The sequence below is a fragment of the Eggerthella timonensis genome, assembly GCF_900184265.1.
GTDB lineage: Bacteria > Actinomycetota > Coriobacteriia > Coriobacteriales > Eggerthellaceae > Eggerthella > Eggerthella timonensis.
Genome location: NZ_FXXA01000002.1, coordinates 2,220,559 through 2,242,631, shown reverse-complemented (window position 1 = coordinate 2,242,631; position 22,073 = coordinate 2,220,559). Strand labels below are relative to the sequence as shown.

General features: G+C 66.8%; 21 protein-coding genes. 3 read left to right on the top strand and 18 right to left on the bottom strand.

Features of this window, described 5'->3' with window-relative positions; translation table 11 throughout:
- Positions 1 to 150 precede the first annotated feature (150 nt).
- The 13 genes from lepB to rpsP all read right to left on the bottom strand — a co-directional run bounded on the left by lepB (position 151) and on the right by rpsP (position 12,645).
- Positions 151 to 717, bottom strand: a complete 567-nt coding sequence (gene lepB, locus C1A15_RS09315) for a signal peptidase I (RefSeq protein WP_101722305.1) — start codon at positions 715 to 717, stop codon at positions 151 to 153.
- Positions 718 to 922: 205 nt separating this feature from the next.
- Positions 923 to 1,885 (bottom strand): 4Fe-4S binding protein, encoded by a 963-nt coding sequence (locus tag C1A15_RS09310; protein WP_180953051.1) that lies wholly within the window; start codon positions 1,883 to 1,885, stop codon positions 923 to 925.
- Entirely contained in the window at positions 1,882 to 2,664 is a 783-nt protein-coding gene (locus tag C1A15_RS09305; protein WP_101722303.1) for a 4Fe-4S dicluster domain-containing protein, read from the bottom strand. The genes C1A15_RS09310 and C1A15_RS09305 overlap by 4 nt, the downstream gene beginning before the upstream one ends.
- The gene (locus C1A15_RS09300; RefSeq protein WP_101722302.1) at positions 2,661 to 3,362 is read right to left on the bottom strand and encodes a TorD/DmsD family molecular chaperone; all 702 of its coding nucleotides are present in this window, start codon (positions 3,360 to 3,362) and stop codon (positions 2,661 to 2,663) included. The genes C1A15_RS09305 and C1A15_RS09300 overlap by 4 nt, the downstream gene beginning before the upstream one ends.
- Positions 3,363 to 3,386: 24 nt before the next feature.
- A complete protein-coding gene (locus C1A15_RS09295; protein ID WP_146001838.1) occupies positions 3,387 to 4,064 on the bottom strand; it encodes a hypothetical protein in 678 nt (225 codons plus the stop codon).
- A 61-nt stretch (positions 4,065 to 4,125) separates the two neighbouring features.
- On the bottom strand, positions 4,126 to 4,977 hold the full coding sequence (locus C1A15_RS09290; RefSeq protein ID WP_101722300.1) for a DmsC/YnfH family molybdoenzyme membrane anchor subunit: 852 nt from the start codon (positions 4,975 to 4,977) through the stop codon (positions 4,126 to 4,128).
- 4 nt (positions 4,978 to 4,981) lie between these two features.
- Positions 4,982 to 5,617, bottom strand: a complete 636-nt coding sequence (locus tag C1A15_RS09285; protein WP_101722299.1) for a 4Fe-4S dicluster domain-containing protein — start codon at positions 5,615 to 5,617, stop codon at positions 4,982 to 4,984.
- A gap of 12 nt (positions 5,618 to 5,629) precedes the next feature.
- Positions 5,630 to 8,965: a molybdopterin-containing oxidoreductase family protein gene (locus tag C1A15_RS17000; protein WP_180953050.1), complete on the bottom strand. Its 3,336-nt coding sequence runs from the start codon at positions 8,963 to 8,965 to the stop codon at positions 5,630 to 5,632.
- Positions 8,966 to 9,118: 153 nt separating this feature from the next.
- Positions 9,119 to 10,555, bottom strand: a complete 1,437-nt coding sequence (locus C1A15_RS09275; protein WP_101722298.1) for a helix-turn-helix transcriptional regulator — start codon at positions 10,553 to 10,555, stop codon at positions 9,119 to 9,121.
- A gap of 146 nt (positions 10,556 to 10,701) precedes the next feature.
- The gene (gene trmD / locus C1A15_RS09270; protein ID WP_101722297.1) at positions 10,702 to 11,436 is read right to left on the bottom strand and encodes a tRNA (guanosine(37)-N1)-methyltransferase TrmD; all 735 of its coding nucleotides are present in this window, start codon (positions 11,434 to 11,436) and stop codon (positions 10,702 to 10,704) included.
- A 181-nt stretch (positions 11,437 to 11,617) separates the two neighbouring features.
- Positions 11,618 to 12,034 (bottom strand): ribosome maturation factor RimM, encoded by a 417-nt coding sequence (locus C1A15_RS09265; RefSeq protein WP_245864988.1) that lies wholly within the window; start codon positions 12,032 to 12,034, stop codon positions 11,618 to 11,620.
- A gap of 105 nt (positions 12,035 to 12,139) precedes the next feature.
- On the bottom strand, positions 12,140 to 12,394 hold the full coding sequence (locus C1A15_RS09260) for a KH domain-containing protein (protein ID WP_101722295.1): 255 nt from the start codon (positions 12,392 to 12,394) through the stop codon (positions 12,140 to 12,142).
- A gap of 5 nt (positions 12,395 to 12,399) precedes the next feature.
- Positions 12,400 to 12,645 carry a 30S ribosomal protein S16 gene (gene rpsP, locus C1A15_RS09255; RefSeq protein WP_009304490.1) on the bottom strand — a complete coding sequence of 82 codons (246 nt, stop codon included), beginning with the start codon at positions 12,643 to 12,645 and terminating at the stop codon, positions 12,400 to 12,402.
- Positions 12,646 to 13,239: 594 nt separating this feature from the next.
- Here rpsP and C1A15_RS09250 point away from each other — a divergent pair.
- Entirely contained in the window at positions 13,240 to 13,965 is a 726-nt protein-coding gene (locus C1A15_RS09250; RefSeq protein WP_101722294.1) for a B3/B4 domain-containing protein, read from the top strand.
- A gap of 305 nt (positions 13,966 to 14,270) precedes the next feature.
- Here the strand turns inward: C1A15_RS09250 and C1A15_RS09245 are convergent, their stop codons facing one another.
- From C1A15_RS09245 to C1A15_RS09225, 5 genes are all read right to left on the bottom strand, one after another.
- On the bottom strand, positions 14,271 to 14,777 hold the full coding sequence (locus tag C1A15_RS09245) for a GNAT family N-acetyltransferase (protein WP_101722293.1): 507 nt from the start codon (positions 14,775 to 14,777) through the stop codon (positions 14,271 to 14,273).
- Between the two features lie 57 nt (positions 14,778 to 14,834).
- Positions 14,835 to 17,276, bottom strand: a complete 2,442-nt coding sequence (locus tag C1A15_RS09240; protein WP_101722292.1) for an ABC transporter permease — start codon at positions 17,274 to 17,276, stop codon at positions 14,835 to 14,837.
- Between the two features lie 10 nt (positions 17,277 to 17,286).
- Positions 17,287 to 18,060, bottom strand: a complete 774-nt coding sequence (locus C1A15_RS09235) for an ABC transporter ATP-binding protein (RefSeq protein ID WP_096228429.1) — start codon at positions 18,058 to 18,060, stop codon at positions 17,287 to 17,289.
- Positions 18,061 to 18,123: 63 nt separating this feature from the next.
- Positions 18,124 to 19,302, bottom strand: a complete 1,179-nt coding sequence (locus tag C1A15_RS09230) for a sensor histidine kinase (RefSeq protein WP_101722291.1) — start codon at positions 19,300 to 19,302, stop codon at positions 18,124 to 18,126.
- Positions 19,299 to 19,994: a response regulator transcription factor gene (locus C1A15_RS09225; protein ID WP_101722290.1), complete on the bottom strand. Its 696-nt coding sequence runs from the start codon at positions 19,992 to 19,994 to the stop codon at positions 19,299 to 19,301. Before C1A15_RS09225 ends, C1A15_RS09230 begins: the two co-directional genes overlap by 4 nt.
- A 183-nt stretch (positions 19,995 to 20,177) precedes the next feature.
- Between C1A15_RS09225 and C1A15_RS09220 the strand changes: the two genes are divergently transcribed.
- Positions 20,178 to 20,849: a response regulator transcription factor gene (locus tag C1A15_RS09220; protein ID WP_101722289.1), complete on the top strand. Its 672-nt coding sequence runs from the start codon at positions 20,178 to 20,180 to the stop codon at positions 20,847 to 20,849.
- The gene (locus C1A15_RS09215; RefSeq protein WP_146001837.1) at positions 20,836 to 22,059 is read left to right on the top strand and encodes a sensor histidine kinase; all 1,224 of its coding nucleotides are present in this window, start codon (positions 20,836 to 20,838) and stop codon (positions 22,057 to 22,059) included. The genes C1A15_RS09220 and C1A15_RS09215 overlap by 14 nt, the downstream gene beginning before the upstream one ends.
- Positions 22,060 to 22,073 lie beyond the last annotated feature (14 nt).

Below are 22,073 nucleotides of genomic sequence, written 5' to 3'. Positions count from 1 at the left end.
TCTGTCTATCCTTTCGAAGCGGGCGCGCGGCGCCCGGATGAGGTCGCGAGCGTATATGATAGCGCGTCTGCACAATACGTTCGGCGCGTTCGACAAAGTTTGCAGAAATTCCCGATCATCGGGCGAAACCTTCAAATCGGCCGAACGCGGCTACTCCAGGAGGCCGAGGTCGTCCAAGGGCCAAAGGACGGCCACGCTGCGAGCCTCGGCGGACGAGGCGGGCACGGCGCCGAAATAGCGCGAGTCCTGCGAGTTCGTGCGGTTGTCGCCCATCATCCACATCATGCCTTCGGGCACCGTGTAGGGGTAGGAGACGCCGTTGGCCAGCGAATACGTGGGGAGGCCGCCCGTGTAGGGCTCGGACACCGCCGCGCCGTCCACGTACACGAGGCCGTCCTCGTCGTTGATGTCCACCGTCTGCCCGCCCACGGCGATGCAGCGCTTGAGGAGGAGCCGCCCCGGTATCTCGGGATCCTGGAACATCACGATGTCGCCCGGCTCGGGGTCGCGGAAGCGGTAGCTCACCTTCTCCGCCAGCACGCGATCGCCCGTCATGATGGTCTGCTCCATGGAACCGGAGGGAACCGCGTAGGCGTGCCCCACGTAGGCGAACGTCAGGTACGACATCAGCGCGACGAAGCCCAGCCACACGAGCAGGTTGAGGAAGCGGCGCAGCAGGCCGGGCTCCTGGACGGCGGCGTGCTCTCCGGAGTTCATGAAATCTGCCTATCCTTTCGAAGCGGACGTGGCGTCCGAATGGGACGCGGATATACATGATAGCGCGTCCGTGCGAAATATTCGGCAAAGGCTGCAGGAATTCACGGCCGTATGCGAGAAAGCGAGGGCCTGCACGAAGCAGTGCGAAAAAAGAAGCCCCCGCGCTTGCGGCAGCGCAGGGGCGGGATGCCGCTTCAAGCCGACGTCAGGCTCGGCGAGCGGGGAAGCTGATGGCTTTCGCAGGACAGTTCGCCGCGCAATCGCCGCATTTCGAGCAGTCGTGCATCCCTTCCGCAACGTGCGGATCGAGCTCCTCCGGGCACACGCCCGTGCAGACCTGGCAGTCCACGCCCTTGCCGCGCAGGCACCGGGATTCGTCGACTTTGGGGCGCAGCCAGCGATTCGGCAAGCTGAGCAGCGACATCAGGGCCCCCAGCGGGCAAAAGCGCGAGCACCACTTGCGCAATACCGTCAGCTCCAGAACGAGGATGAGCGGAAACAAGAGCAATCCCCAGGACAGCGTCTGCATCCCGAACAGCTGCACGAACGCCACGACGGTGGCGAACGTCAGACCGATAGGGCACACGAGGCAGAACACCGGGAAGCCGAACACCGCGGCGCTGAGCAGGGTTCCCCCCAATACGAGGTGCCGAGAGTCGAACCGCGCCCGCGAAACGCACGAGGAACACGAGGGGCACGACGCGCCGCCCTCCACGTGGATCGACGTCGGCTCTCCGTCGGAGACGCCCTTGCGCGTCGCAATGCGGGCCGTCTTGCCGCGAACGCTGTCGACGACCGACTTCACGCCGGGCACCGGGCACGCCCACGAGCAGAAAACCTTCCCCAACGCGATCGCGACCACGGCTGCCACCGCCAAGAACACCAGCGCGCGAGGAACGAGCAGCTTGCTCGCCACCATGGTTTCAATGGCTCCCAGCGGGCATATGGACGCTATCGATTCCCACCCGAACGATGAGAGGGTCCCGGTGCCGAGGTTGAGCACGATGCCGGCGCACACGACGGCGAACGCCGCAGCCACGACGATCCGGCGCGCACGTGGCTTCTCGATCGGCCGCACGGCTTCGTCGGCGGCTGAGGGGGAATCGACAGCGGATGGGGCGGCAGAAACGCCTTCGACCTCGTCGAGCGGAATCGAATCGGTTTTCATAATGCCCGCCCTTCGACGCTTTCGGCCCGATCGACGACGTTGATGCCGCGCGGGACGTTGCCCGTACGCCGACAGTACGCAAGGGAGCGCGCGTAGTCCTCGTTGCCGTCGTTCGCACGCTCTTGCAACGTGCTCACGTCGATAACCTGCCGGTACGACGCGCTCGGACACACTGCCTCGCACTTGCCGCATCCGTTGCACTTGTCCGCAACCACCTCGGGGCGCTGTTGGTCGTTCATGGCGACCGCCTCGTAGGGGCACGCGTCCACGCACAGGCGGCACCCGGTGGGCGTCTGCCCCATCTGGGGGAAGTTGATGCAGTACACCGGGTCGATCACCGCGACGCCGATCTTGTCGCTGAATTCGTCGAACTCCTGGAGCGCGCCGGTCGGGCAGCAGGCGATGCACTTCTTCGTCTTCCCTCCTGCGCCTTCGGGGTCGCAGAAGTTGCAGTAGCCGGACCCGGCCTCGTGGTACTCGGTGGTGCCGATCGTGCGCCCGAGCGCGCTCGTCCGGAAGTTCAGCTTGGGCGTTCGAACGTCGATCAGCCCGTCTTCCACGCCGGCGCTCTCGATAGCGTGCATCGGGCACGCTTGCCGGCATCGGTCGCAGCGTACGCACAAACCGATGAAACGATCCTCGTCCTGGCCCCCGGGCGGACGCAGGAGCTGCCTGTCGGTCGCCCAGGCGTAGCGCGACGCGCCTCCCAGGCCCAGAAGCAGGGCGGCGCCCACGCCGCCCACGACGAGCGAGCGGCGCGTCATGAGCGGCGCGTTCATGATCTTTGCACCTCGGCCTCGAGCTCGTCCAGCGTTCGCAGGTCGAGCTCGAGGTAGCCCTTCGTGATCTTCATGACGCCTTTGTAGAATCGGGTCTTGAGCATGGCCAACGCAAGTTCCTGCAATTGCGGGAACCAGGTCAGGACGTGTTCCTCGACGAACTGCCGGGACAGGTCGATCAGGCGCACGGCCTCGTCAACCTCGCCTGCGCGGAGATGTTCTGCCGTCGCGTCCGACAGGACCGACAGGAATTCCAGCTCGAAGGTCAGGTGGCTCTCGGCCATGCCGGCGCCGTCTTCCAGTCGCAGGCATTGCTCACGGTAGACGCGGCTGACCTCGTTGCGGGCCGGGCCGTACGTGAGCCCGGACTTGTCCAGGAACAGCGACGCCTCGGGCACGCAGTAGCGGCCCTTGTACGCCTCGGCGCCGCCGAAGGTGCTCGTCCATTCCGTGGCCAAGATCGACCGCGTGCCCGTGTGACGCTTGCGCAGCGCCCGACGGATATCGTCGAAGCCCTCGTCCAACAGCTCCTCGCCCGTAGCGTATGCCGAGAAGTCCTGCCCGGCCATGCGGTCGATCTGCTCCTGCGTGAGCGGCCGGTAGTACAGACCAGCCAGCATCAGGTAGAACGCCGACCGCTCTTCAAGCACGCCGCATGCCTCGTCGAAGGCGTGGGCGCCGGTTTTCTCGTTTTGCATGGTTCAACCGTCCTCTCTTCTTCCCTACGCGCGGCCCGGGCGGCCCTCCAAAGCCTCCAGCGCCGCATCCGTCGCCTGCCAGCCCCCGTCGTAGGAGATGGCACCCGCCCGCTCGAGCTTGTCCACGAACACGGAAGGCTGCACGCCCCCGTCGCCAGCAGCGCGGCTCAGCTCGGCCACACCGCAGGCGCGCATGAACGAGTCGATCTCGGCGAACGAGCGCTTCTCCCGCACGAACTCCAAGAGCGCCAGGTACGCGTCGCGGCGGCGAGGCGCGGCTTCGAGCAGCTCCGCCAGGCGTCGACGAGGATCCAAGCGGGCCGCGACCTCGCGTCCGACGTCGGTGGTTCGGTAGGCGAAGCCCGCCACCAGGTCGTCCACCTCGTTCTCGGTCAGGCCCGCCTTGTCCTCCTCGGTCACCACGCACCCCGATACGTCAAGCTCGTAGAACGCCAGGCCGTGGTGGCGCACCAGCTCGGTGATGAGCGAGTACTGGTCGCGCGTCGCCGACTTGAACTCGGGGAGCCCTGCGATATGCTCCTCGATGTCGGACAAGCCCCTGCGTTCGAAGCAGTACGCCAGCACCTTGTAATCGATCTCCCTGATAAGCGGCTCGAACTGCACGAACCGCATCAGGTCGGCCACTTTCTCGTCAAAGGTCATCTTGCCCTGCTCCTTCTTGACCGCGACGTCTCTGTTCACGGCTTCTTCCGCAAAAGCATTGTCCGACATGGGAACCCCGCCTCTCCTCGTTTAGAACGGTTTAGAACAGATACAACCCGCGGTTTGCCGCCGCGTCCCAGATGAAGCTGTACTGGTACGACGCGACCAGCCACATGAGCACGCGCAGCGCGATCGATCCGCCGACGCCGACCAAAACGCCGGCGAGCGCGATCGTCAGAGCGGGTGCCTTGAAGGCGAACCACGCTGCCAAGCCGAGGGTCGCCAGCTCGAGGACGGCCGCCAGCACGACGAACGCCGTCGCCGCGCCCTCCAGCAGGCCCGCGCCTCCCAAAGCTGCCGCGTAGGCCGCAACCGCGACCACGGCCAGGGCGGCGAGCGTCGCAGCGATCGTCCCCGTCAGCTTGAGCGCCGCCGCATCCTCCTTTTTGGCAGCGGCGATCGCTGCGTACACCAGCACGCCGGCCGCAAGCGACGTGAACAGGTAGCTCGCCGGCAAAGCGGGGGTGCTCCAACCCGCCTGGGCAGCGACCTCGAAGTACGCCCAACCTTGCAGAAACGCTGCCACCGCCCCGATGGCAACCGAGCATGCGGCGAGCGTCTTCTCGCCGGCGAGGTTGCCCGTCGAGGCGAACACCAGGAACAAGGCCGCGGCGGCAAAACCGAGCGCCAGGCCGATGAGCTCCAGAGCGATCCCGGAGAACGACAGCAGGTTCGCGATGGCGGCCATGAAGCGCTCCGGGTGCGCAAGATGGAACACGCTCATCAACCCGCCGACACCCAGAAGCGCCATCGCGACCACGAGAGCCACCTTGCACGTCGCCGCCCCCTGTTTGCCCGCCAGCCGCGCTGCGCCGGTGGCGGCCAAGACGCCGTAGCCCGCGCCCGAAATAACCGTGAACAGCACCAAGGGCCATTGGATTCCGATTTCCATGATCTCACAGCTCCTTCCACTGGGCCACGGAGGGGTTCAGGATGTAGCGCACCGTGGGCTTCGCGCCCGACGGATCGCTCAGCGCGTGCACGTTCTCCGAGCCCTCGCCGCCGGCGGCCGCGATGGCCTTCGAAGCCGCCGAATCCGGATCGTCCAGATCGCCGTAGTAGCGCGCGCCGCAGCAGCAGTTATGCACGCACGGCGGCACCGCATGCTCCTCGTCGAAGCTGTCGTTGATGTTCTCCACGCCGTCGGACTTGGCCGTCAGGTGGTTGCACAGCGTGCACTTCTCCACGACGCCCGCAGACTCGTTGAACTGCCGCACGCCGTAGGGGCAGGCGTACATGCAGTACTGGCAGCCGATGCACTTCTCCTTGTCCACCAGCACCACGTTGTTGTTGGGGTCGCGGTACGACGCGCCCGTGGGGCACACGCTCACGCAGGGCGAGTTCTCGCACTGCTGGCACTGCATGGGAAGCCAGTACATCTCGATGTCGGGGTACTCCCCCGTGGGGCCGACGGCCAGCACGCGGTTCCAGAAGGTCCCTAGCTGGATGTTGTTCTCGAATTTGCAGGCCACCGTGCATGAATCGCAGCCTGAGCAGCGGTTCAAGTCGATCACCAAGGTTCTTCTCGCCATGATGGATCCCTCCTACTTCTCGAATGTCTCGTTGGCGAACGTGTGCGCCTCGTCGAACGTGACGACCGGGGTCCAGCTGGCCGAAGGATCCTTCAGCGTCTCCTCGAACGGGTTCGCGTCGACGTACTGGTTCTTGCGCGTGTACATCAACGGCTCGAACTCCTGCGGCTCCACCCACACCCGGGGCGGCCTCTCCGCCTTCTCAACCTTGACGCAGAATCCGCGGTTGGTGTACGAGCCGTAGCACTCGTTGAACGGCGCGGTGTTCTTGGTCAGGATGTTCACGTTGCACTCGCGCCATCCGCCGCTCTTCGTCTCCTGGGAGGAATCGAAGCACTCGGGATTCCAGAAGCGCTCCATCCATACCACGTTCTCATGCATGCCGTCGGTGATGTACACCCGCGCATGCGTGGAGCCGCGCCTTGAGGTCGCCTTCACCCAGTCCATATGCGCAAGCCCGTACCTCTCGGCGGTCTTGCTGTTCATGCGGAGGTCGGGAGCGGGCCAGATCTCGCGCATGTACGGGGCCTGGCGCTGCGTGCCGTGGTGCGTGTAGTACACGCGACCGCTCGTGAGCGAAAGCGGGTACTCGGGATCGTAGCCCTCCGTGCCTTCGAGCGGGCTCTCGGCGGGCTCGATGTGCTGGCAGATGGGCGCGTAGGTGCCCTCGTAATCGCCCTGGCCGATGGAGGGATCGACGTCCACCTGCGCGCGCGGGTAGCAGCAGGGGAAGCCGGTCTTGGCAAGCTGGACGAGCATCTGCGCGTACACCTCGAACTTGCGGCTCTCGGTGCCGAAGCCGGCCTTCAGGCCGTCGACAGCGGTCATCTCGTGCTGATCGTACACCCAGAACTCCTCCTGAGGGCTCCACCAGTGATGCGTGCCGTCGGGCCACAGCTTGCCGCCGCCCTCGCCCGCAACGGGCGTCTGGTACTTCTCGGGCTCGCCATGCAACGCCTCCATGCTCGGCGCGCCGAAGCGCTCCGCGAAGGACTGCTGGATACGCTCGTCCGACTCCTCGCCGAACATGACGCCGGGAGGCAGCGGGAAGCGCAGGTTGAATTTCGAGCGGTCGATGTCGTGCAGGTACGATGCGCCTTTCGACGTGGACAGGAAGCCGTCGACGGCGGTGGTGGGCTCCTCCATATAGGTGCGTCCCGTGGCCTGCCCCACCGCGCCCAGCACGATGTCCTGGCCGGCTTCCAGCTTGGCGTTCAGGATCTCGGCCACCTTGCCCGTCACCTTCTTGGGGGGCACGAAGCACGATACCGTCTCGCCCAGATGCAGGATGGGGAACATGCCGAACTTGAAGTTGAGCTGGCCCGTATCGGTGGTGTCGGGCGAGGGATCCTTGATCTCGCCCTCGGTCGTGATGTCGCGGCCGTCGTGGCTGGTCACCTCGAGCCACTCCTCGATCGGGAAGATGAGGTCGGCCACCTCGGCTTGGAACGAGGTGATCATGGGATGCTGGCAGATGCAGTAGTCGATCTCGGGGAACACGTCGTACCACGACGCCGCGTTGCCGAGCATCGCCAGCTTGTTGCCCGACATGTCGAACCACACGCGCGGCTTGTACGGCTCGCCGGTGCGGATGGCCTCGAGCACCGAGGGGATATGGCTGTGCTCCCAGTGATAGAGGCCCTTGTGGTTCTTCATGCCAAGGCGATCCAGGCGCAGCTGGTTCGTGAGGTAGAGCAGCTCGGCCGTGCGCGGGTTCGGGAAGCCGTCCGGATCGGGCTTGAAGCCCTCGAGGCGCGCGGCGTTCTCCTCAGGCGAGTTGCCCACGATGTAGCCTACGCCGCAGTCGTGCACGATGTCCACGTTGCGGTACTGGAAGATGGTGGTGGGGCGCGCAACGCGGCCGTTCTCGTCGGTCTTGGGACGGGAGTTCTGCGTCAGCGTGCAGCCGGGCTTGTTCACGTAGCCCATGATGGCGTCGAGGCCGCAGAGCCCCACCGGCAGCTGATGGGCGATCTGCTCCATGTCGGACGACACGCCGTGGCAGATGCCGCCGCACTTCCCCTCTTTCAAGGGCTCGGCGTACAGCAGGATGGCCTTCTCGTTCTCGGCTGCGGGCACCCACGTGACCTTTTCGGTCTTCTCGAGCGTCCACACGGAAGCGGCTTCCTTGTAGATCTGACCTGCGCTGCGGGCGGCGACTCCGCCCAACTCCTCGATGGAACCGCTCCAGAAAATCTCCGGATCGACCGAATCGTCCTGGTACTCGAAGGGAGCCAGCTTGCCGGCGTTGGCGTCGAAGCACACGTAGGCCGGGGTGTCGGCAGGCGTGCTCTGCTCGAAATCCGGCCAGATGTCGGTTGCACGGTAAGGCAGCTTGGTATCCTCGTTGATGATGAAGGGCAGGTTCGTCCACTGTTTGACGAACTCCTCGTTGTACAGCTCGTGCTCGATGATGTAGTTCCACCACGAGAGCGCGAGCGCGCCGTCGGCGCCGGGACGGACGCGCAGCCACACGTCGGCCTTCACGGCGTCGGGGCTCATGTTGGGATCTACCACCACGGTCTTGCAGCCTGCTTCGCGCAGCTCGGCCATGCCGCGGCCCGATTGCGCGGTCTGCGACACCGAGGGCTGGGCGCCCCACAGCACGATCATCTTCGTGTCTATCTCGTCGGCGTAGCCCTTCTTGTTCTCGTCGTCGATCTGGTCCCATACGCCGTACTTCTGGTACCAGCGCTTCGCGATGCCCTTGAACGGCTCCTGCGCGGCCGCGTCGGCGATGGACTGGTCCATGCCGCCGTACATGAACAGCGCGACGGAGTAGCGCGGCAGGTAGCACTGCGCGCAGCCCGGCTCGAACACCGTGGGCGAGCCGAGGGAATGGCTCATGGTGATGGCCTGGCGCATGGCGTACGACCCGCCGCCGCCCACCGAGGTGAAGAACGAGTACGTGCCGTACTTCTCGATGGCCTCGGCGATCTTCGTCGCCGCCAGGTCGATGGCCTCGTCCCAGCTGATGCGCTCCCACGCCATCTCCTCGGCGCCGCGCGGGCCGGAACGCTTGAGCGGGTAGAGCACGCGTCGGGGACTGTAGACGTTGTTGATCTGGTTGAGGCCCTTCATGCACAGCGACCCCATCGAGGTCGGCGCGTACGGATGGCCTTCGATCTTCACCACGATGCCGTTCTCGACGTACACGCGGGCGGGACATGCCTGGATGCAGCCGCGGCACGTTGTCACGTAGGTCTTTCGCTGGCCTGCGGACGCGTCGGCGGCGTACGCCTTGTCCGTCTTCTGGAGCTTGCCGCCGTACCCCGTGCCCAGAGCAGCTGCGGCTCCCGCCAAGGACGCTGCCTTGACGAACGAGCGTCTGGTCAAGCTTTCGCTCATGGATGGTCCTCCTCCTCGTTTCATTGGCGAATCGCATAGCGCTAAGCGCTGCGCATTATCGCCGTCGAGCAGGGGGCGAAACCATCCTCCCGGAGCATGATCTTGGCGGATGAGGGGCATCACCCATTGGGTGATGCCGATTGACCAGGTATTTTAGAGCTTCTGGATGACGTCGATGAAATCTTGGCGCCGATGCACGCCGAACTTCGCGTAGATGTTCCTGATGTGCGTCTTGGCGGTGTTGCGCGACACGCACAGGCTGGAGGCGATGTACTCCGAATCGCGGCCGGCCTTCATCAGCGCGAAGACTTCCAACTCGCGCGGAGAGAGATGCACGTCGCCCAGCTCGTCGGCCTGCGTGCCGGCGGAGGCCTCCTCGAGAGGGACGTCCCGCCCGCCGTCGGCGTCAAGCATGAGGATGGACTCGATGTCCTCCCTGCGAATGGCGACCGCGCACAGCATGAGCACCGCCACCATCGCCACCACGACCACGGGCAGCGCGCGCTCCACGTCCATGCCGGGCAGGACGAACACACCGATCAGGCACCCGGCGAGCGACCCTGCCGAGTACACGCCGCGCCCGAGGCCGAACACCTGAACAGGCGAGAAGTAGCGGCTATGCCCCAGGTAGGACATGAAGGCCCACACGTACGACGAGAACAGGCAATACACCAAAAACGTCGTGCCGATGGCGACGGGATTGCCGAAATCGAGCAGGTAGGCCACCACGATGCACACGATCAGAATGAAGATGATGGGACGGTACAGCGCGATGAACGCTCCTTCGCGGCCGAAGGTGAAGAACAGGGCCAAAGCGAGCGACGAAACGACCAGCAGGCTCACGCCCAGCGTGAGACCGCGGTCGATCTCCGCCTGAGCGAACCATGAATTGCCCAGGCCGTATTGCAGGAAGGCGACGAGCGCGATCAGGAACACCGCCGCTAGGAAGCGCGCGAACGACCGCCACGGGGGCCGCTCGGGATCGATGGGCCGCGCGTCCATCGCCTCCTCGTACGAAGTGGGGACGATCACCACGATGGCCAACGCCGAAAGAAGCGGCAGCGCGGCCGCGGTGGCGAGGCACAGAAAGGGCCAGGTGCCGACGCAGAAGAAGAATATGAAGCCGGCCACGACGTCGCTCAAGAGCGTGGCGACGATGGCCGCGTTCGATTTGACGGCCGCGTACACCTGCCCAGCGCGCACCGCGATGGGCGCCGTGCACAGACCCGTGAGCGCACTGCCCGCCACGAACAGGGCCGATTCCGGGCTCTGCTGCATTGCGAGCGCTGCGAACTCCAACAGCACGCCCACGCTCGCGCCTGCTCCGCACGCTATGGTGAACCATCGCAGCGAGAGGAGGTTGACGGCCCTCACGTGGAGCACGGACAGAAGAACGGAGGTCACGATGAAGCACACGGTGGAGATGCCGTACATCCACAAGCTGGCGTTGGACGCCCCAGGATGCGCGAGCATCGCCCATACAGGCGAGGAGTACATGACCAAGAACCACGCCCGCCACAGGGCGTAAGAAAGGTACTTCGCCGTCGACCATCCGGCGACGTCCGCCGTGCCGTCCAAACCGTTCCGCATCCGATTCCCCCATAGGATTAGCCGGCAAGCCGACGATCGGCCGCCCCACCGAAACCTGATCGGTCATTCTAGCACACCGGAGACCCGAACACGCGCTGGCCGATCGCATGGAACCTGCGCCTGCTCAGGACGAAGATCCGCACCGGTCACTTCTCCGCTTCAAGCCCCAACCCCTCGAGGAACTTCCGGTCGGCGGCGCTCAGCTCGACGTCTTCGAGCAGGTCGGGGCGCAGGCGCGCGGTGCGCTCCAAGCTCTGCTCCCGACGCCAGCGCGCAACCGCCGCATGGTTGCCCGACAGCAGCACCGGCGGCACGTCCATGTCGCGAAACGTCGCCGGGCGCGTGTACTGGGGGTACTCCAGCAGGCCGTCGGCGAAGCTCTCGCCGAGCGCGCCCGTCTCGGCGCCCAGCACGCCGGGGAGCTTCCGCACGGCGGCGTCGATGACCACCATGGAGGCCAGCTCGCCGCTGGTCAGCACGTAGTCGCCGAGCGAGATCACGCGATCGGCCAGCGCATAGGCGCGCTCGTCGATACCCTCGTAGTGCCCGCACACGAACAGCAGGCGCTCCTCGCGCGACAACTCGCACGCCACGGCGTCGTCGAAAGGCTCGCCGCACGGCGAGAGGAACACGGTGGTCGGGCGCGGGCCCTCGCTCGCGATTGAGTCATGCGCCTCGAAGATGGGCTCGCACTTCATGACGAGGCCGTCGCCGCCTCCGTAGGGGTCGTCGTCGGTGGTGCGATGGCGGTCGTGGGTCCAATCGCGCAGGTCGTGCGCTTTGAACGTCAGGATGCCCTTCTCCTGGGCGATGCGCATCATGGAGGAGCCCATGACGGATGCGTACATGTCGGGGAACGTCGACAGCGTTTCGATGATCATTGGGTATTCCCTCATGAGTGACGGGATTCTGTGGCGGCCAGCTTGGCTTTCAGAACCCGGATCGCTTTCAGTCACGGCCTTTAAGGCCGTTCCTTCAAGCAACCCGGAACCTTCAAGCCAATCTGACTCACCACAGAATCCCTAGCCTTTGTTGGTGCCGGCTCGTATTGCCGCATGATCGTCATAGCTCCAGCAGGCCGTCCGGCAGATCGACTTCGATGCGGCGCGCGTCCTCGTCGAGATCGACGACGAGCGCGTCCACGAGCGGCACGAGCACGGATGCTCCCCCGTCCGCACGGGCGACGGCGAGCAGGAACTGCCCCGGGTTCTCCACCACCGACTCGACGGTGCCCACCAGGCCCGCGCGCGCATCGCGCACCTCGAAGCCCACGAGCGTGTCGGCCTCGGCGGCCAGCGCGTCTTCGGGCAAGTCGGCGCGGCGCACGAGGCAGCTGCAGCCCACCAGGAGCTCGGCGACGCCGATGGAGTCGACCCCGTCGAACGCCACGAGGTAGGAGCCCTTACCCAGGTCCTGCACCGATTGCACGCGCGCACGGCGCGGCGCGTCGTGCTGGGGCGGCACGAAGGCGACCTCCATGCCCTCCTCCAGCAAAAAAGGAAGACCCGGCGCGCAGCGCGCGACGAGCCCTCCTGTCAAGGTCTTCGTTTTAGATAGCTCGGCTACGTTCGCCCACGCGCGCATCTAGTCGAGAAGCTCCACTTCGACATGGGTGTTCGTACGCGATGCAGCGGCACGGGCCAGCGTGCGGATAGCCTTGATGACCCGCCCCTGGCGACCGATGACCTTGCCGGCATCTTCTTCGTTCACGCGAACTTCGACGAGAATAGAACCGTCCTCGGCATCGCTCGACGTGATCTCCAACTCGTCGGGAAACTCGACGAGCGGGCGCACGACGGACTCGACGAGACCGACGATGTCTTCCGTCTGCTCGGCCATGCTGCTTACGCGTTCTCGCGAGCGCGCTTCAGCAGGCTGGCGACCGTGTCGGTCGGCTGCGCGCCGTTCTTGATCCACTGGTCGACCTTCTCCAGATCGAACTGCACCATGGCAGGCTCGGTGCAGGGGTTGTAGCGACCGACTTCCTCGATGAACTTGCCGTCGCGCGGGCAGCGGGAATCGGCAACGACGATGCGGTAGTACGGGCGCTTCTTGGCACCGTGGCGGGCCAGGCGAATTTTAACTGCCATGAAGATGAACTCCTTTTGCTTCTTACATTCGATTCGATGCGTGCAGCGCGTATGCGGTGCAGCGAAAACAGCAATTGCTTATGATACGGCGTAATCAATCGTTTGACAAGCGATTACCAAGCAGAATTGTAGCGCGGGGACGTCCCGGGCGCATCCCCGACCTCCCGCGTCCTCGAAAATCCCACGTTTGGCGGGACCGGCAGGGCGGCGCGTCCGCATCTTGGCTCCTGGAACACGACTCGGCGTGCTGCGCATGAGGAGCCGGGCGCGGCTATCGCGCATGCGGGCGAAGAGGAAGCGGGGGCGTACGCTGCGCCGCAGCATCCCTCCGATGGCAAGAAATCACCGGATTCGGAACTCTCACGCGCCCGGAGCGAGAAACCGTTCCTCTCGACCAGGCATTTTAAGGAAGCGATCCTGCAGAGCGCGCCCGAAGGGGCCAGAAAACCTCCGAATCCGGCGGTTTCTTGCCACGATAGGCGCTTCACGATGCGCTCCGGACGCCCTGCGGATCGAAACGCGCGGACCCTGCGGATGCGGACGTTTGCTATCATGGTTCCCGTCAGTCCCGCCCCGACCGAAGGAGCCCGCCTCATGCAGAAGTTCATAGCCGAAGACTCGTTTTGGGAGCTGTTCCCCGACGCCTCCCTCGGCATCATCGTCGTGCGCGGGATGAAGGGCGCCGATGACGTGCAGCCCGAAGACGCTGCCGAGATCGCGAAGATCCTGCACGACGCCAACGAGCGCGCGAACGTGTACCTCACCAGCAACACCATCTCGGAGAACGAGCCCGTGAAGGTCTGGCGCGCGGCCTATCAGAAGTTCAAGACGAAGAAAGGCGCGCGCTGCTCCATCGAGAACCTGCTCAAGCGCGTGCTGAAGGGCAACCCCGTGGGCTCCATCACCCCGTCGGTCGACCTGTACAACGCCATCTCGCTCAAGTACGCCCTGCCGGTGGGCGGCGAGGACATCGACGCCTTCGTCGGGGACCTCCGCCTGGGGCTGACCGAGGGCGGCGACGCGTTTTCGCCCCTCGGCGAGGACGAGGACGACCCCACGCTTCCCGGCGAGCTGTGCTACCGCGACGAAGCCGGAGCCGTCTGCCGCTGCTTCAACTGGCGCGACGGCCAGCGCACCGCGCTCAAGGACGATTCCGAGAACGCGTTCCTCATCGTCGAGAGCGTCGATGCGGCGCGCCGGGCGGACCTCGAGGCCGCGCTCGACGAGTTCGCCGGGCTCATGGAGCGCTACCTGGGCGCCGAGGTGGTCGTGCGCACCGTCGTGGACCGCGAGCACCCCGAGACGGTCATCGTGCGATAGGCGCTCCGATCGCCGACATGCAGCCGGCGATCGTCGCCAAAACCGCGAATCACGGCCGTTTTCGACGGGAATACGTCGTGCCGCAGGCTGAAAGCCCCGTTTGAGGGCGGTCGGCCTTTCAGGCGCTTCCGTTTTCCCAGATCATAGGCGCGACTATTTCGGATCGCTTGCAACGCGACCGGCGGTACGACGTATTTCCGTCGTATTCGGCCACGAACGGGCATACGCCCGGCAAGAACGTCCCGCGCGCCTCGCAAGCGCGTTCGCCCAAAGGCCCAGCCCCCGACCGAGGGCTACCGCGGGCCTCAGCAGCCGCGGTTCTCGTCGACGCATTCCTTGTAGTAGATATGCATGTCCTCGTAAGCGCCCATGTTGTTGCAGAAGCCGCGCGGCACGGTGCCCACGCGCGCGAAGCCGAGGTCCTCGTACAGGTGGACGGCTCCTGCGTTCGAGGCGACCACCGCGTTGAACTGCAGGCCGCGGAAGCCCAGGCGCGCGGCCTGTGCGAGCGAGTCCTTCACGAGCTCGCGGCCGAGGCCCAGGCCGCGAGCGCTCGACACCACGGCGTAGCTGGCGTTCGCCACGTGCGCGCACCGGCCGACGTTGTTCGGATGCAGGATGTACAGGCCGAACAGCTTACCCTCGACCACCGCCACCGTCGTCAGCGCCTGCTCGGCGAAGAACGCGTGCGCCTCATCGATGGAAAGAGGCATGATCTGGGGAAACGCATTTCCCGCTTCCACCACTTCGTTCCATACCTTGCACATGCCCGCGAGATCCTCCTCGCGGTAGGGACGTATCTCAAGCGCCATGGCGCACTCCTTCCAGAACGGTACCAGCGCAGTATAGCACCCCGGAGGCACCCCGCGTCATTCCGCCACCAGCTCGCGCACGTCCACGCGCTTCACCTTGCGGGCGCTCACGTAGGCGGCGATCAGGAACAGCGTCGAAAGGCCCAGCGTGAGGCCGCCTACCATGAGCGGATTCGTATCGATGGCGAAGCGCGAAACGCCGAAGAGGCCGAACAGCTGCCCCATGAGCCAGCTGCCGCCGAGCGCCGCCAGCGTTGCGCCCGCCGTGCAGCCCGCGAGCGCCACGAGGAAGAAGCGCAGGGCGAACTGCACGCGAAGCGCGCGCGTCGTGAACCCGAGCGCGCGGTACACGCCCAAGTCGTGACGCTCGGCCGTGAACATGCGCCCGATAATGAGCGACACGGCGAGGAACACGAGCGTCGCGGCGACCGTCGCCATGGCGAAGCCCATGATGGTGAACAGCTGTTGGATAAGGCCGATCATGCCCTCGGTATCGCTGAACATGCCGGCAGGCCGCGCGTCCACCGCATCGCCGAAGCGCGCCTCGATGGCCGCACGCGCCTCGTCGGCCTTCTGCGGATCGGCCAGGACGTACTGCCGCGCCGTCTCGGCGACGTCCGCGCCTTTTCCGGCCAGGTCGCACACCCCGTCGTAGGTGAGGATGGTGCCGTAGCCGGCATTGAACATGGCGGAGAGCAGCCCGCACACCACGAAGCGGCGCTCCTCGCCGTCCGCCCCGTCGACAGCCAGCTCGTCTCCAATGCCAAGACCCATCGACTTCGCAAGGTTTCCGCCGATGAGCGCCTCGTTGTCGTGAATCGGCAGACGCCCTGCCACCACACCCGTCACCAGCGAAAGGTCGCTCAAGCCCGCGAACGAGTGGCTCTCGCCCCCGAAGCTCACCATGGCGAACGACTCCTTCCACGACTTCTCTATGGGGCTGACCTCTTCGATGACCCGCTCCACTTCGTCGAAGCTCGCGTCGGGCGAGACGAGGGTGGCCGACACGTCGCTCGTCCACATGCCGAAAGCCTCCTTCGCCGCATTCGGGCCGCCGAGCGCGCCGCCTATGCCGAACACGAGCACGATGAATGCACACATGACCAGCGCACATCCCGCAAGCCCCACGTAGCGGCGCTTCGCCGATACGATAGCGCGCACGGCCAACCCCAAACCGAGATGGGAACCGCCCAACGGGCGGGCAGCCCGGCTGCGGAACGTCACGTCGACCGCGCCGCCACGGAAAGCGACGAGCGGCGAGATGCGCGAGAGCTTGTGCGTCTTGCATACGACGACGGCCGCGACCAGCGCCAGCAGCGCTGCCAAAAGGAGCAGCGCCGCCGCAGGAGGCGCTGCGTTCGTCGCCAGCACGCCGGTGAATTGCGCGAAGAACGGCAGGACGGGAGGCACGAGCGCCCAGCCCAACCCGAGGCCGGCCGCGAGTCCCAGAAGGCTCACGCCCACGTACTCCACGCCCAGCATGCCGCGCAGCGAGCGGTTCGACAAGCCGAGGGCCTTGAGCGTGCCGTAATCCGCGTAATCCTCCTCGATGGACGTCGCGATGGCGTGCGTGCAGATGACGAGCGCTATCACGAACAGCAGCAGCGCGAACACGCCCAGGACGGCGCCGCCGATGACCACGACCATCATCGCATAGCCGGCAAGCGTGTCGGCGGCGAACATGCCCGTTGCCGTGTTCGCCCAGGCCACCTCATCCGCGATGAGCCGGGCGAGGTCGGTCGAGGTCGTGCCCGACGCGCGGGCCTCGTCCGACAAGCGCACGTTGATCTCGGCCATGCGATACGCCGACATCTTCGACGAGGAAGAAAGAACGTCGGCCGGTTCGCCGCCCTGCGCGACGGTCGCGTCGACGAGCGAGCCCACCTCGTCGTAGGCTCCCTGCGCCACCACGTAGCGTTTCATCTCCAGAAACGGCGTGCCAAGCTGAGGATCCTCGAAGAAGCCCGCGATGGTGAAGCGACGCGCCTCGTCGCCCACCAGCACTTCCAGCTCGTCGCCTACCTGAACGCCAGGAGCGACCTTGAGCGACGCCGGCACGTAGACCTCGTCGGGGCCCGGCTCGAAAGCCCCGACGACGAGACGCGTCCCGTCGTCGGAGAACAGGCGGAAGCCGAGGGCGTCGCCCCAAGCCACAAGCGCGGTACCCGAGGTGGGGTTCTTGTCCACGGCCTCGCCGCCCGCATCGTAGAACCTCACGGGAACGGAGAGGGCGCCGTTCAACCGTGCCTCGCTTACCTCGGACAGCGCCTCCACCTCGGCGGCCACCTCGTCAGTGAGGTTCGTCGCCATATCGACGGCATACACGTCGCCCGCCCCGATCTCGGCAAGCGCGGCCTCCTCGCGGGCGTTCAAGTCCGCGTACATGCTCACGGTGAAGGTGAGCGCGGCGGCGGTGAGGGCCATGAGCAGGAAGATGCCCGCGAACGAGCCCTTCCCCCGTTTGAGGCCGGCCGCGACGAGCGTTCGCATGAGCGCCATCTCGCACCCCCTACCAAGCCAACGACGACAGCCAGGCGTTCACCTGGGCGTCGCGGGCCTTGAGGTAGGCGCCGCCGCCGTCGCCGCGGAAGGCCGGCAGCTCGAGCTCGCCTTTGATCGAGCCGTCCTCCAGGTACAGCACGCGGTTCGCACGCAGGGCGCACAGCACGTCATGCGTGACCATGCAGATCGACTGGCCGCTGCCGTTCAGCTCGCAAAGCAGCGAGAGCACCTCGAGCGTGTTGGCACGGTTGAGCGCGCCGGTGGGCTCGTCGGCGAACACGATGTCGGGATCGTTCACCACGCTGCGCGCCACGGCGCAGCGCTGCTGCTGGCCGCCGGAGGCCTGGCTGGGAAGATGATGCGCGTCGGCATCGAGCCCCATGCGCTCGACGAACGCCTGCGCGACCGCGCGCGTGTCGGCAGCCGAGCGGCCGGCCTTCAGGTAGCCGGGTACGGCCACGTTCTCGAACAGCGTGAGGTTCGACACAAGGTGAGCCTGCTGGAACACGAACCCGAAGCGCTGCGCGCGCAGCTCGGCCATGTCGCGCTCGCGCAAGCCGGTGATGGACGAGCCTCGATAGCGCACGTCGCCGGCCGTCGGGGCGTCCATGCCGGAAAGGCAGTACAGAAGCGTGGACTTGCCGGAGCCCGACGGCCCCATGATGGCGGTGAAATCGCCTTCGTAGAGCGTCAGGTCGACGTTGCTCAGCACGTGGGTCTGCACTCCGTCGGCCGCGTAGCTCTTGCACAGCCGCTCGGTTTGGATGATGGGATTCTTCATGATGCCCTCTCGTCTCGCCTATTCGTTGGAAGGCATCGTAGCCGCGCGAACATTAAGGCGTCCTTAAGATGCGAGGGGGAATTCGAGGATGGCGGCGAGGCCGGGCTCGGCGTTCTCGAGGCTTAAGCCGCCTCCCATCTGCTCAACCAGGTAGCGCACGATGAACAGCCCGAGGCCCGCGCCCGGCGCATCGCCGGCGTTCGAGCCGCGGTAGAAACGGTCGGTGACGAACGGCAGGTCCTCGGGCGGGATGCCGGGGCCGCGGTCGCGCACGCGCACGCGATAGGCGCGCGCGGCGGTGTCGAGGACGCCCTCCACCTCCACGTCCGCGCCGGGCGCGTACTTGGCGGCGTTCGCCAACAGGTTCCCGATCGCCTGCTCGAGGCGCTTCGGGTCGCAGCTCGCCTGCGCCTCGTCGAGGCGCCCGAGCGTCACTCTGCCGCCCGCGTCGAAGTCCGCGACCGCCCGAGCCACGACGCGGGCGATGGGCGCTTCCTCGCAGCGCACCTGGATGCGGTCGAGGTCGGCAAGCGCGTGGAGGAACAGGTCGTCGGTGAGCGACGTCACCTCGTCGCACTTGCGCGCGATGGTGCGCGCGTAGCCCTCGCGCTCCGCTTGCGTGCGCGCGAGGCCCAGCTCGAGCGCCTCGGAGTAGGCGCGGATGGACGCGATGGGCGTCTTTATGTCGTGCGACAGCGCGGCGACGGCCGTCTTGCCCCGCTCCACAGCCTCGGCCTCGGCGGCGCGGGCGCGTTTGATCTCCACACGCATATTGTCGAACGCCCAGGTGAATCGGCCGAACGGGTTGCTGCGCTCATAGGCGAGCGGGGCGTCGAGGTTGCCCGTCGCCACGTCCTGCGCGAACGCCTCCAACCGCATGAAGGGACGCACGACGCCGACGTAAAGGTAGGCGACGACGCCCCATGCGAATGCCGCGCCGAGCGCGGCGAGCGCCCAGACGAGCGCGACGGGGAGGCCGCCGCGCGCGTCGGCGGCCGCTCGCAGCGCATCCTGCGCGCGCGAGAGCGCGGCGTCGGCGGCCTCCGCGTCCGCGCCTTCGGGCAGCTCGGCGCGGGCCGCGTTCAGCTCCACGGTCTGCGCCCGCATCTCGGCGGCCGGCCCGTCGCCCGCGAGCAGGGCCGTGGCCGCGAGCGCCGTCAGGGCGAGGGCGAGCGTCGCGGCGGCGGCGATGCCGACAAGCCGTCGCGCGATGCGCGCGCCCTCGCGCGAAGTCGCCGTCACGACGCGCCGCCCTCGGCGTCGAAGCGGTAGCCCCTCCCCCGCACGGTCTTGAAATGGGCCGGGCGGGAAGGATCGTCTTCCACCTTCGCGCGCAGCCAGCTCATGTGCACCGACACCGTCTGCGGCTCCACCTCCGAGAACGCGCCCCATACCTCGGCCAGCAGGCGCTCCTTCGACACCACCTCGCCCTCGTGCGCGATCAGGAAGCGGGCGAGCGCGAACTCCTTGGGCGACAGCGCCGCGACGACGCCGTCCTTCGCGAGCGTCCCGGCGGCTTCGTCGAGGGCGAACGGCCCCGCGACGAGCGGCCGTCCCGCGCCGCCGGAGCGACCCCGAGAGCGCCTGAGCAGCGCGTTCACGTGCGCGAGCAGCTCGCGCAGAGAGTAGGGCTTGGGCAGGTAGTCGTCGCCGCCCGTGTCGAGCCCGACGATGCGGTCCGTCTCGCTCGTGCGCGCCGACGCGAACACGATGGGCACGTCGCTCGCGCGCCGAAGGGCCTCGCACGCCGCGAAGCCGTCGTCGCCCGGCAGGTTGATGTCGAGCAGCACGAGGTCGAACGGACGGGCGCCCAGCACGTCGTAGGCCTCCTCGGCGCTCGCGGCGCGCACGACCGCGAACCCCTCGCTTTCGAGGTAGCGCGCCACGATGGCTGACAGATCCGCGTCGTCGTCGACTATGAGTACGCTCGGCATCGCTCCCCTTCCCTCGCTTCGGCCCCGCATCGGGCGGGGAACGCCTCCATTGTAGCAAGGAGCGACGCCGACCGCCCTCGCGGGACGGGGGTTTCGCGCGGATCCGGCGAGCCGTTCGCAGAACCTGTGTCGTTCGGGCGCAGCAGCGAGGGGCTGTGATACCATGCGCGCAGGAGGTGCCCCATGGCCCACATGCTGATCATCGAAGACGAACCAGCCATCCGCACCGTGCTCGCCGAGGTGTTCAAGAGCGCGGGCCACGACGTGGCGCTCGCCGCCGACGGGATGGAGGGCATCGCGGCGTTCCGCGCGCGGCCTTGCGACCTCGTCGTGCTCGACCTCATGCTGCCGAAGATCGACGGCTTCGCCGTGTGCGAGCTCATACGGCAGGAATCCGACGTCCCCGTCATGATGCTCACGGCGCTCGGTGCCGAGTCCGACGAGCTGCGCGGCTTCGAGCTTCTTGCCGACGACTACGTGACGAAGCCGTTCTCCGTGAAGGTGGTCCTGCGGCGCGCCGAGGCCCTGCTGCGCCGGGCCGCGCACGCTCCGGCCGACGGCGCCGACGGACTGCTGCGCTGCGGCGACGTAGCGCTCGACCCCGCCGGCCGCACGGCGAGCCGCGGCGGAACTCCCGTGGAGCTTACCCGCACCGAATTCGACGTGCTCGAGCTGCTGCTCGCCCATCCCGGCCGGGTGTTCACGCGCGACGAGCTGCTCTCCCTCGTGTGGCACTACGAGTTCGCCAGCGATCCGAAGATCGTCAACATCCACGTCATGAACATCCGCAAGAAGCTCGGCGCCGGCCTCGTGGCCACCGTTCGGGGGATTGGGTACAAGCTTGGAGAGGCGTAGGCGGCATAGCGACGAGAGCAGGCGACGGCGCCGCCTCGGACTCAAGGTGTTCCTGGCCGTGGCCGCCGCGCTCGCGCTGACGAGCGCGCTCATCTACGCGCTCGTGGCCGTGGCGCTGCCCGCCAGCTACGAGAACGTGGCCACATCGCGCGTGCACGAACGCCTCGACGCGCTCGGCGCGCAGCTCGCCGAAACGCCCTACGCCGATGCGGCCCAGCCCATCTACGACTTCTGCATCGAGAACAACGCAACCGCCGTGCTCGTCGTGGGCAACGACTCGTCCCGTTTCGGCACCGAGCCGGACGCGGGAAGCGAATCGGCCGTCGCCCTGTCGACCAACGTGCGGTTCGCCGACCAGGACAGCGGCTACCTCACCATCGTGGCCAACCTGCCCGCCGCCGGCGAGCTGCCTTCGGCGTTCTGGAGCATGCTGCCCGCCGTCGTCACGGCCATCCTCGCCGCGGCCGTGCTCGTGGCCTGGGGCGTGAGCCGCATCATCAACCGGCTCGTCGCCGACGTGGCCGATGCCAAGCGCGCCGAGCGGCAGCGCCGCGACTTCTTCGCCGCCGTGTCCCACGAGCTGAAGACGCCCCTGTGCGCCCTCAAGGCCCAGATCGAGTGCATGCTGTACGGTATCGGCGACTTCGCCGACCGCGACAAGCACCTGCCGGTGGCGCTCGAGACCGCCGAGCGCCTCGAAGGGCTCGTCGGCGAGATCGTGCTCGTCGCCGGCATGGAGGCCGACGACATCGACCGCGCCTGCGAGGACGTCTCGGCGACCGCGCTCGTGCAGGAGGCCGTCGACGCGTGGGCGCCGCGGGCGGCCGAGCGGGGGCTCGCATTCGACGCCGACGTGCAGGGCGACGCCATCGTCCGGGCGAACCGCGCGCTCGTGGCCAAGGCGCTGGCGAACATCGTCGGGAACGCCGTGACGTACTCGCCGCCCGGCGCGCAGGTGTCCGTCCGCCTCGCCGACGGGACGCTCGTCGTGGAGAACACGGGCATCGAACTCTCCGACGACGAGCTGGCCCGCGCGTTCGAACCGTTTTTCCGCGCCGAAGCCTCGCGCAGCCGCGCAACGGGCGGCAGCGGCCTCGGTCTCTACATCGCGAAGACGGCGTTCGACCGCTACGGCATCCGCTTCGCGCTCGACAGTGCGAACGACCGCGTCACGTTCTGGGCGCGCTTCCCCAAGGGCCGCAGCATCTAAACCGAATCTAAACC

Excerpts from the sequence above, each read along its gene's own strand:
- C1A15_RS09245 (WP_101722293.1), bottom strand. The coding sequence starts at position 14,777 with ATGGCGCTTGAGATACGTCCCTACCGCGAGGAGGATCTCGCGGGCATG.
- C1A15_RS09285 (WP_101722299.1), bottom strand. The coding sequence starts at position 5,617 with ATGGCGAGAAGAACCTTGGTGATCGACTTGAACCGCTGCTCAGGCTGC.
- C1A15_RS09310 (WP_180953051.1), bottom strand. The coding sequence starts at position 1,885 with ATGAAAACCGATTCGATTCCGCTCGACGAGGTCGAAGGCGTTTCTGCC.
- lepB (WP_101722305.1), bottom strand. The coding sequence starts at position 717 with ATGAACTCCGGAGAGCACGCCGCCGTCCAGGAGCCCGGCCTGCTGCGC.
- C1A15_RS09300 (WP_101722302.1), bottom strand. The coding sequence starts at position 3,362 with ATGCAAAACGAGAAAACCGGCGCCCACGCCTTCGACGAGGCATGCGGC.
- C1A15_RS09240 (WP_101722292.1), bottom strand. The coding sequence starts at position 17,276 with ATGGCGCTCATGCGAACGCTCGTCGCGGCCGGCCTCAAACGGGGGAAG.
- C1A15_RS17000 (WP_180953050.1), bottom strand. The coding sequence starts at position 8,965 with ATGAGCGAAAGCTTGACCAGACGCTCGTTCGTCAAGGCAGCGTCCTTG.
- C1A15_RS09290 (WP_101722300.1), bottom strand. The coding sequence starts at position 4,977 with ATGGAAATCGGAATCCAATGGCCCTTGGTGCTGTTCACGGTTATTTCG.
- C1A15_RS09305 (WP_101722303.1), bottom strand. The coding sequence starts at position 2,664 with ATGAACGCGCCGCTCATGACGCGCCGCTCGCTCGTCGTGGGCGGCGTG.
- C1A15_RS09275 (WP_101722298.1), bottom strand. The coding sequence starts at position 10,555 with ATGCGGAACGGTTTGGACGGCACGGCGGACGTCGCCGGATGGTCGACG.
- C1A15_RS09220 (WP_101722289.1), top strand. The coding sequence starts at position 20,178 with ATGGCCCACATGCTGATCATCGAAGACGAACCAGCCATCCGCACCGTG.
- C1A15_RS09235 (WP_096228429.1), bottom strand. The coding sequence starts at position 18,060 with ATGAAGAATCCCATCATCCAAACCGAGCGGCTGTGCAAGAGCTACGCG.
- rpsP (WP_009304490.1), bottom strand. The coding sequence starts at position 12,645 with ATGGCAGTTAAAATTCGCCTGGCCCGCCACGGTGCCAAGAAGCGCCCG.
- C1A15_RS09260 (WP_101722295.1), bottom strand. The coding sequence starts at position 12,394 with ATGGCCGAGCAGACGGAAGACATCGTCGGTCTCGTCGAGTCCGTCGTG.
- trmD (WP_101722297.1), bottom strand. The coding sequence starts at position 11,436 with ATGATCATCGAAACGCTGTCGACGTTCCCCGACATGTACGCATCCGTC.
- C1A15_RS09250 (WP_101722294.1), top strand. The coding sequence starts at position 13,240 with ATGCAGAAGTTCATAGCCGAAGACTCGTTTTGGGAGCTGTTCCCCGAC.
- C1A15_RS09265 (WP_245864988.1), bottom strand. The coding sequence starts at position 12,034 with ATGGAGGTCGCCTTCGTGCCGCCCCAGCACGACGCGCCGCGCCGTGCG.
- C1A15_RS09225 (WP_101722290.1), bottom strand. The coding sequence starts at position 19,994 with ATGCCGAGCGTACTCATAGTCGACGACGACGCGGATCTGTCAGCCATC.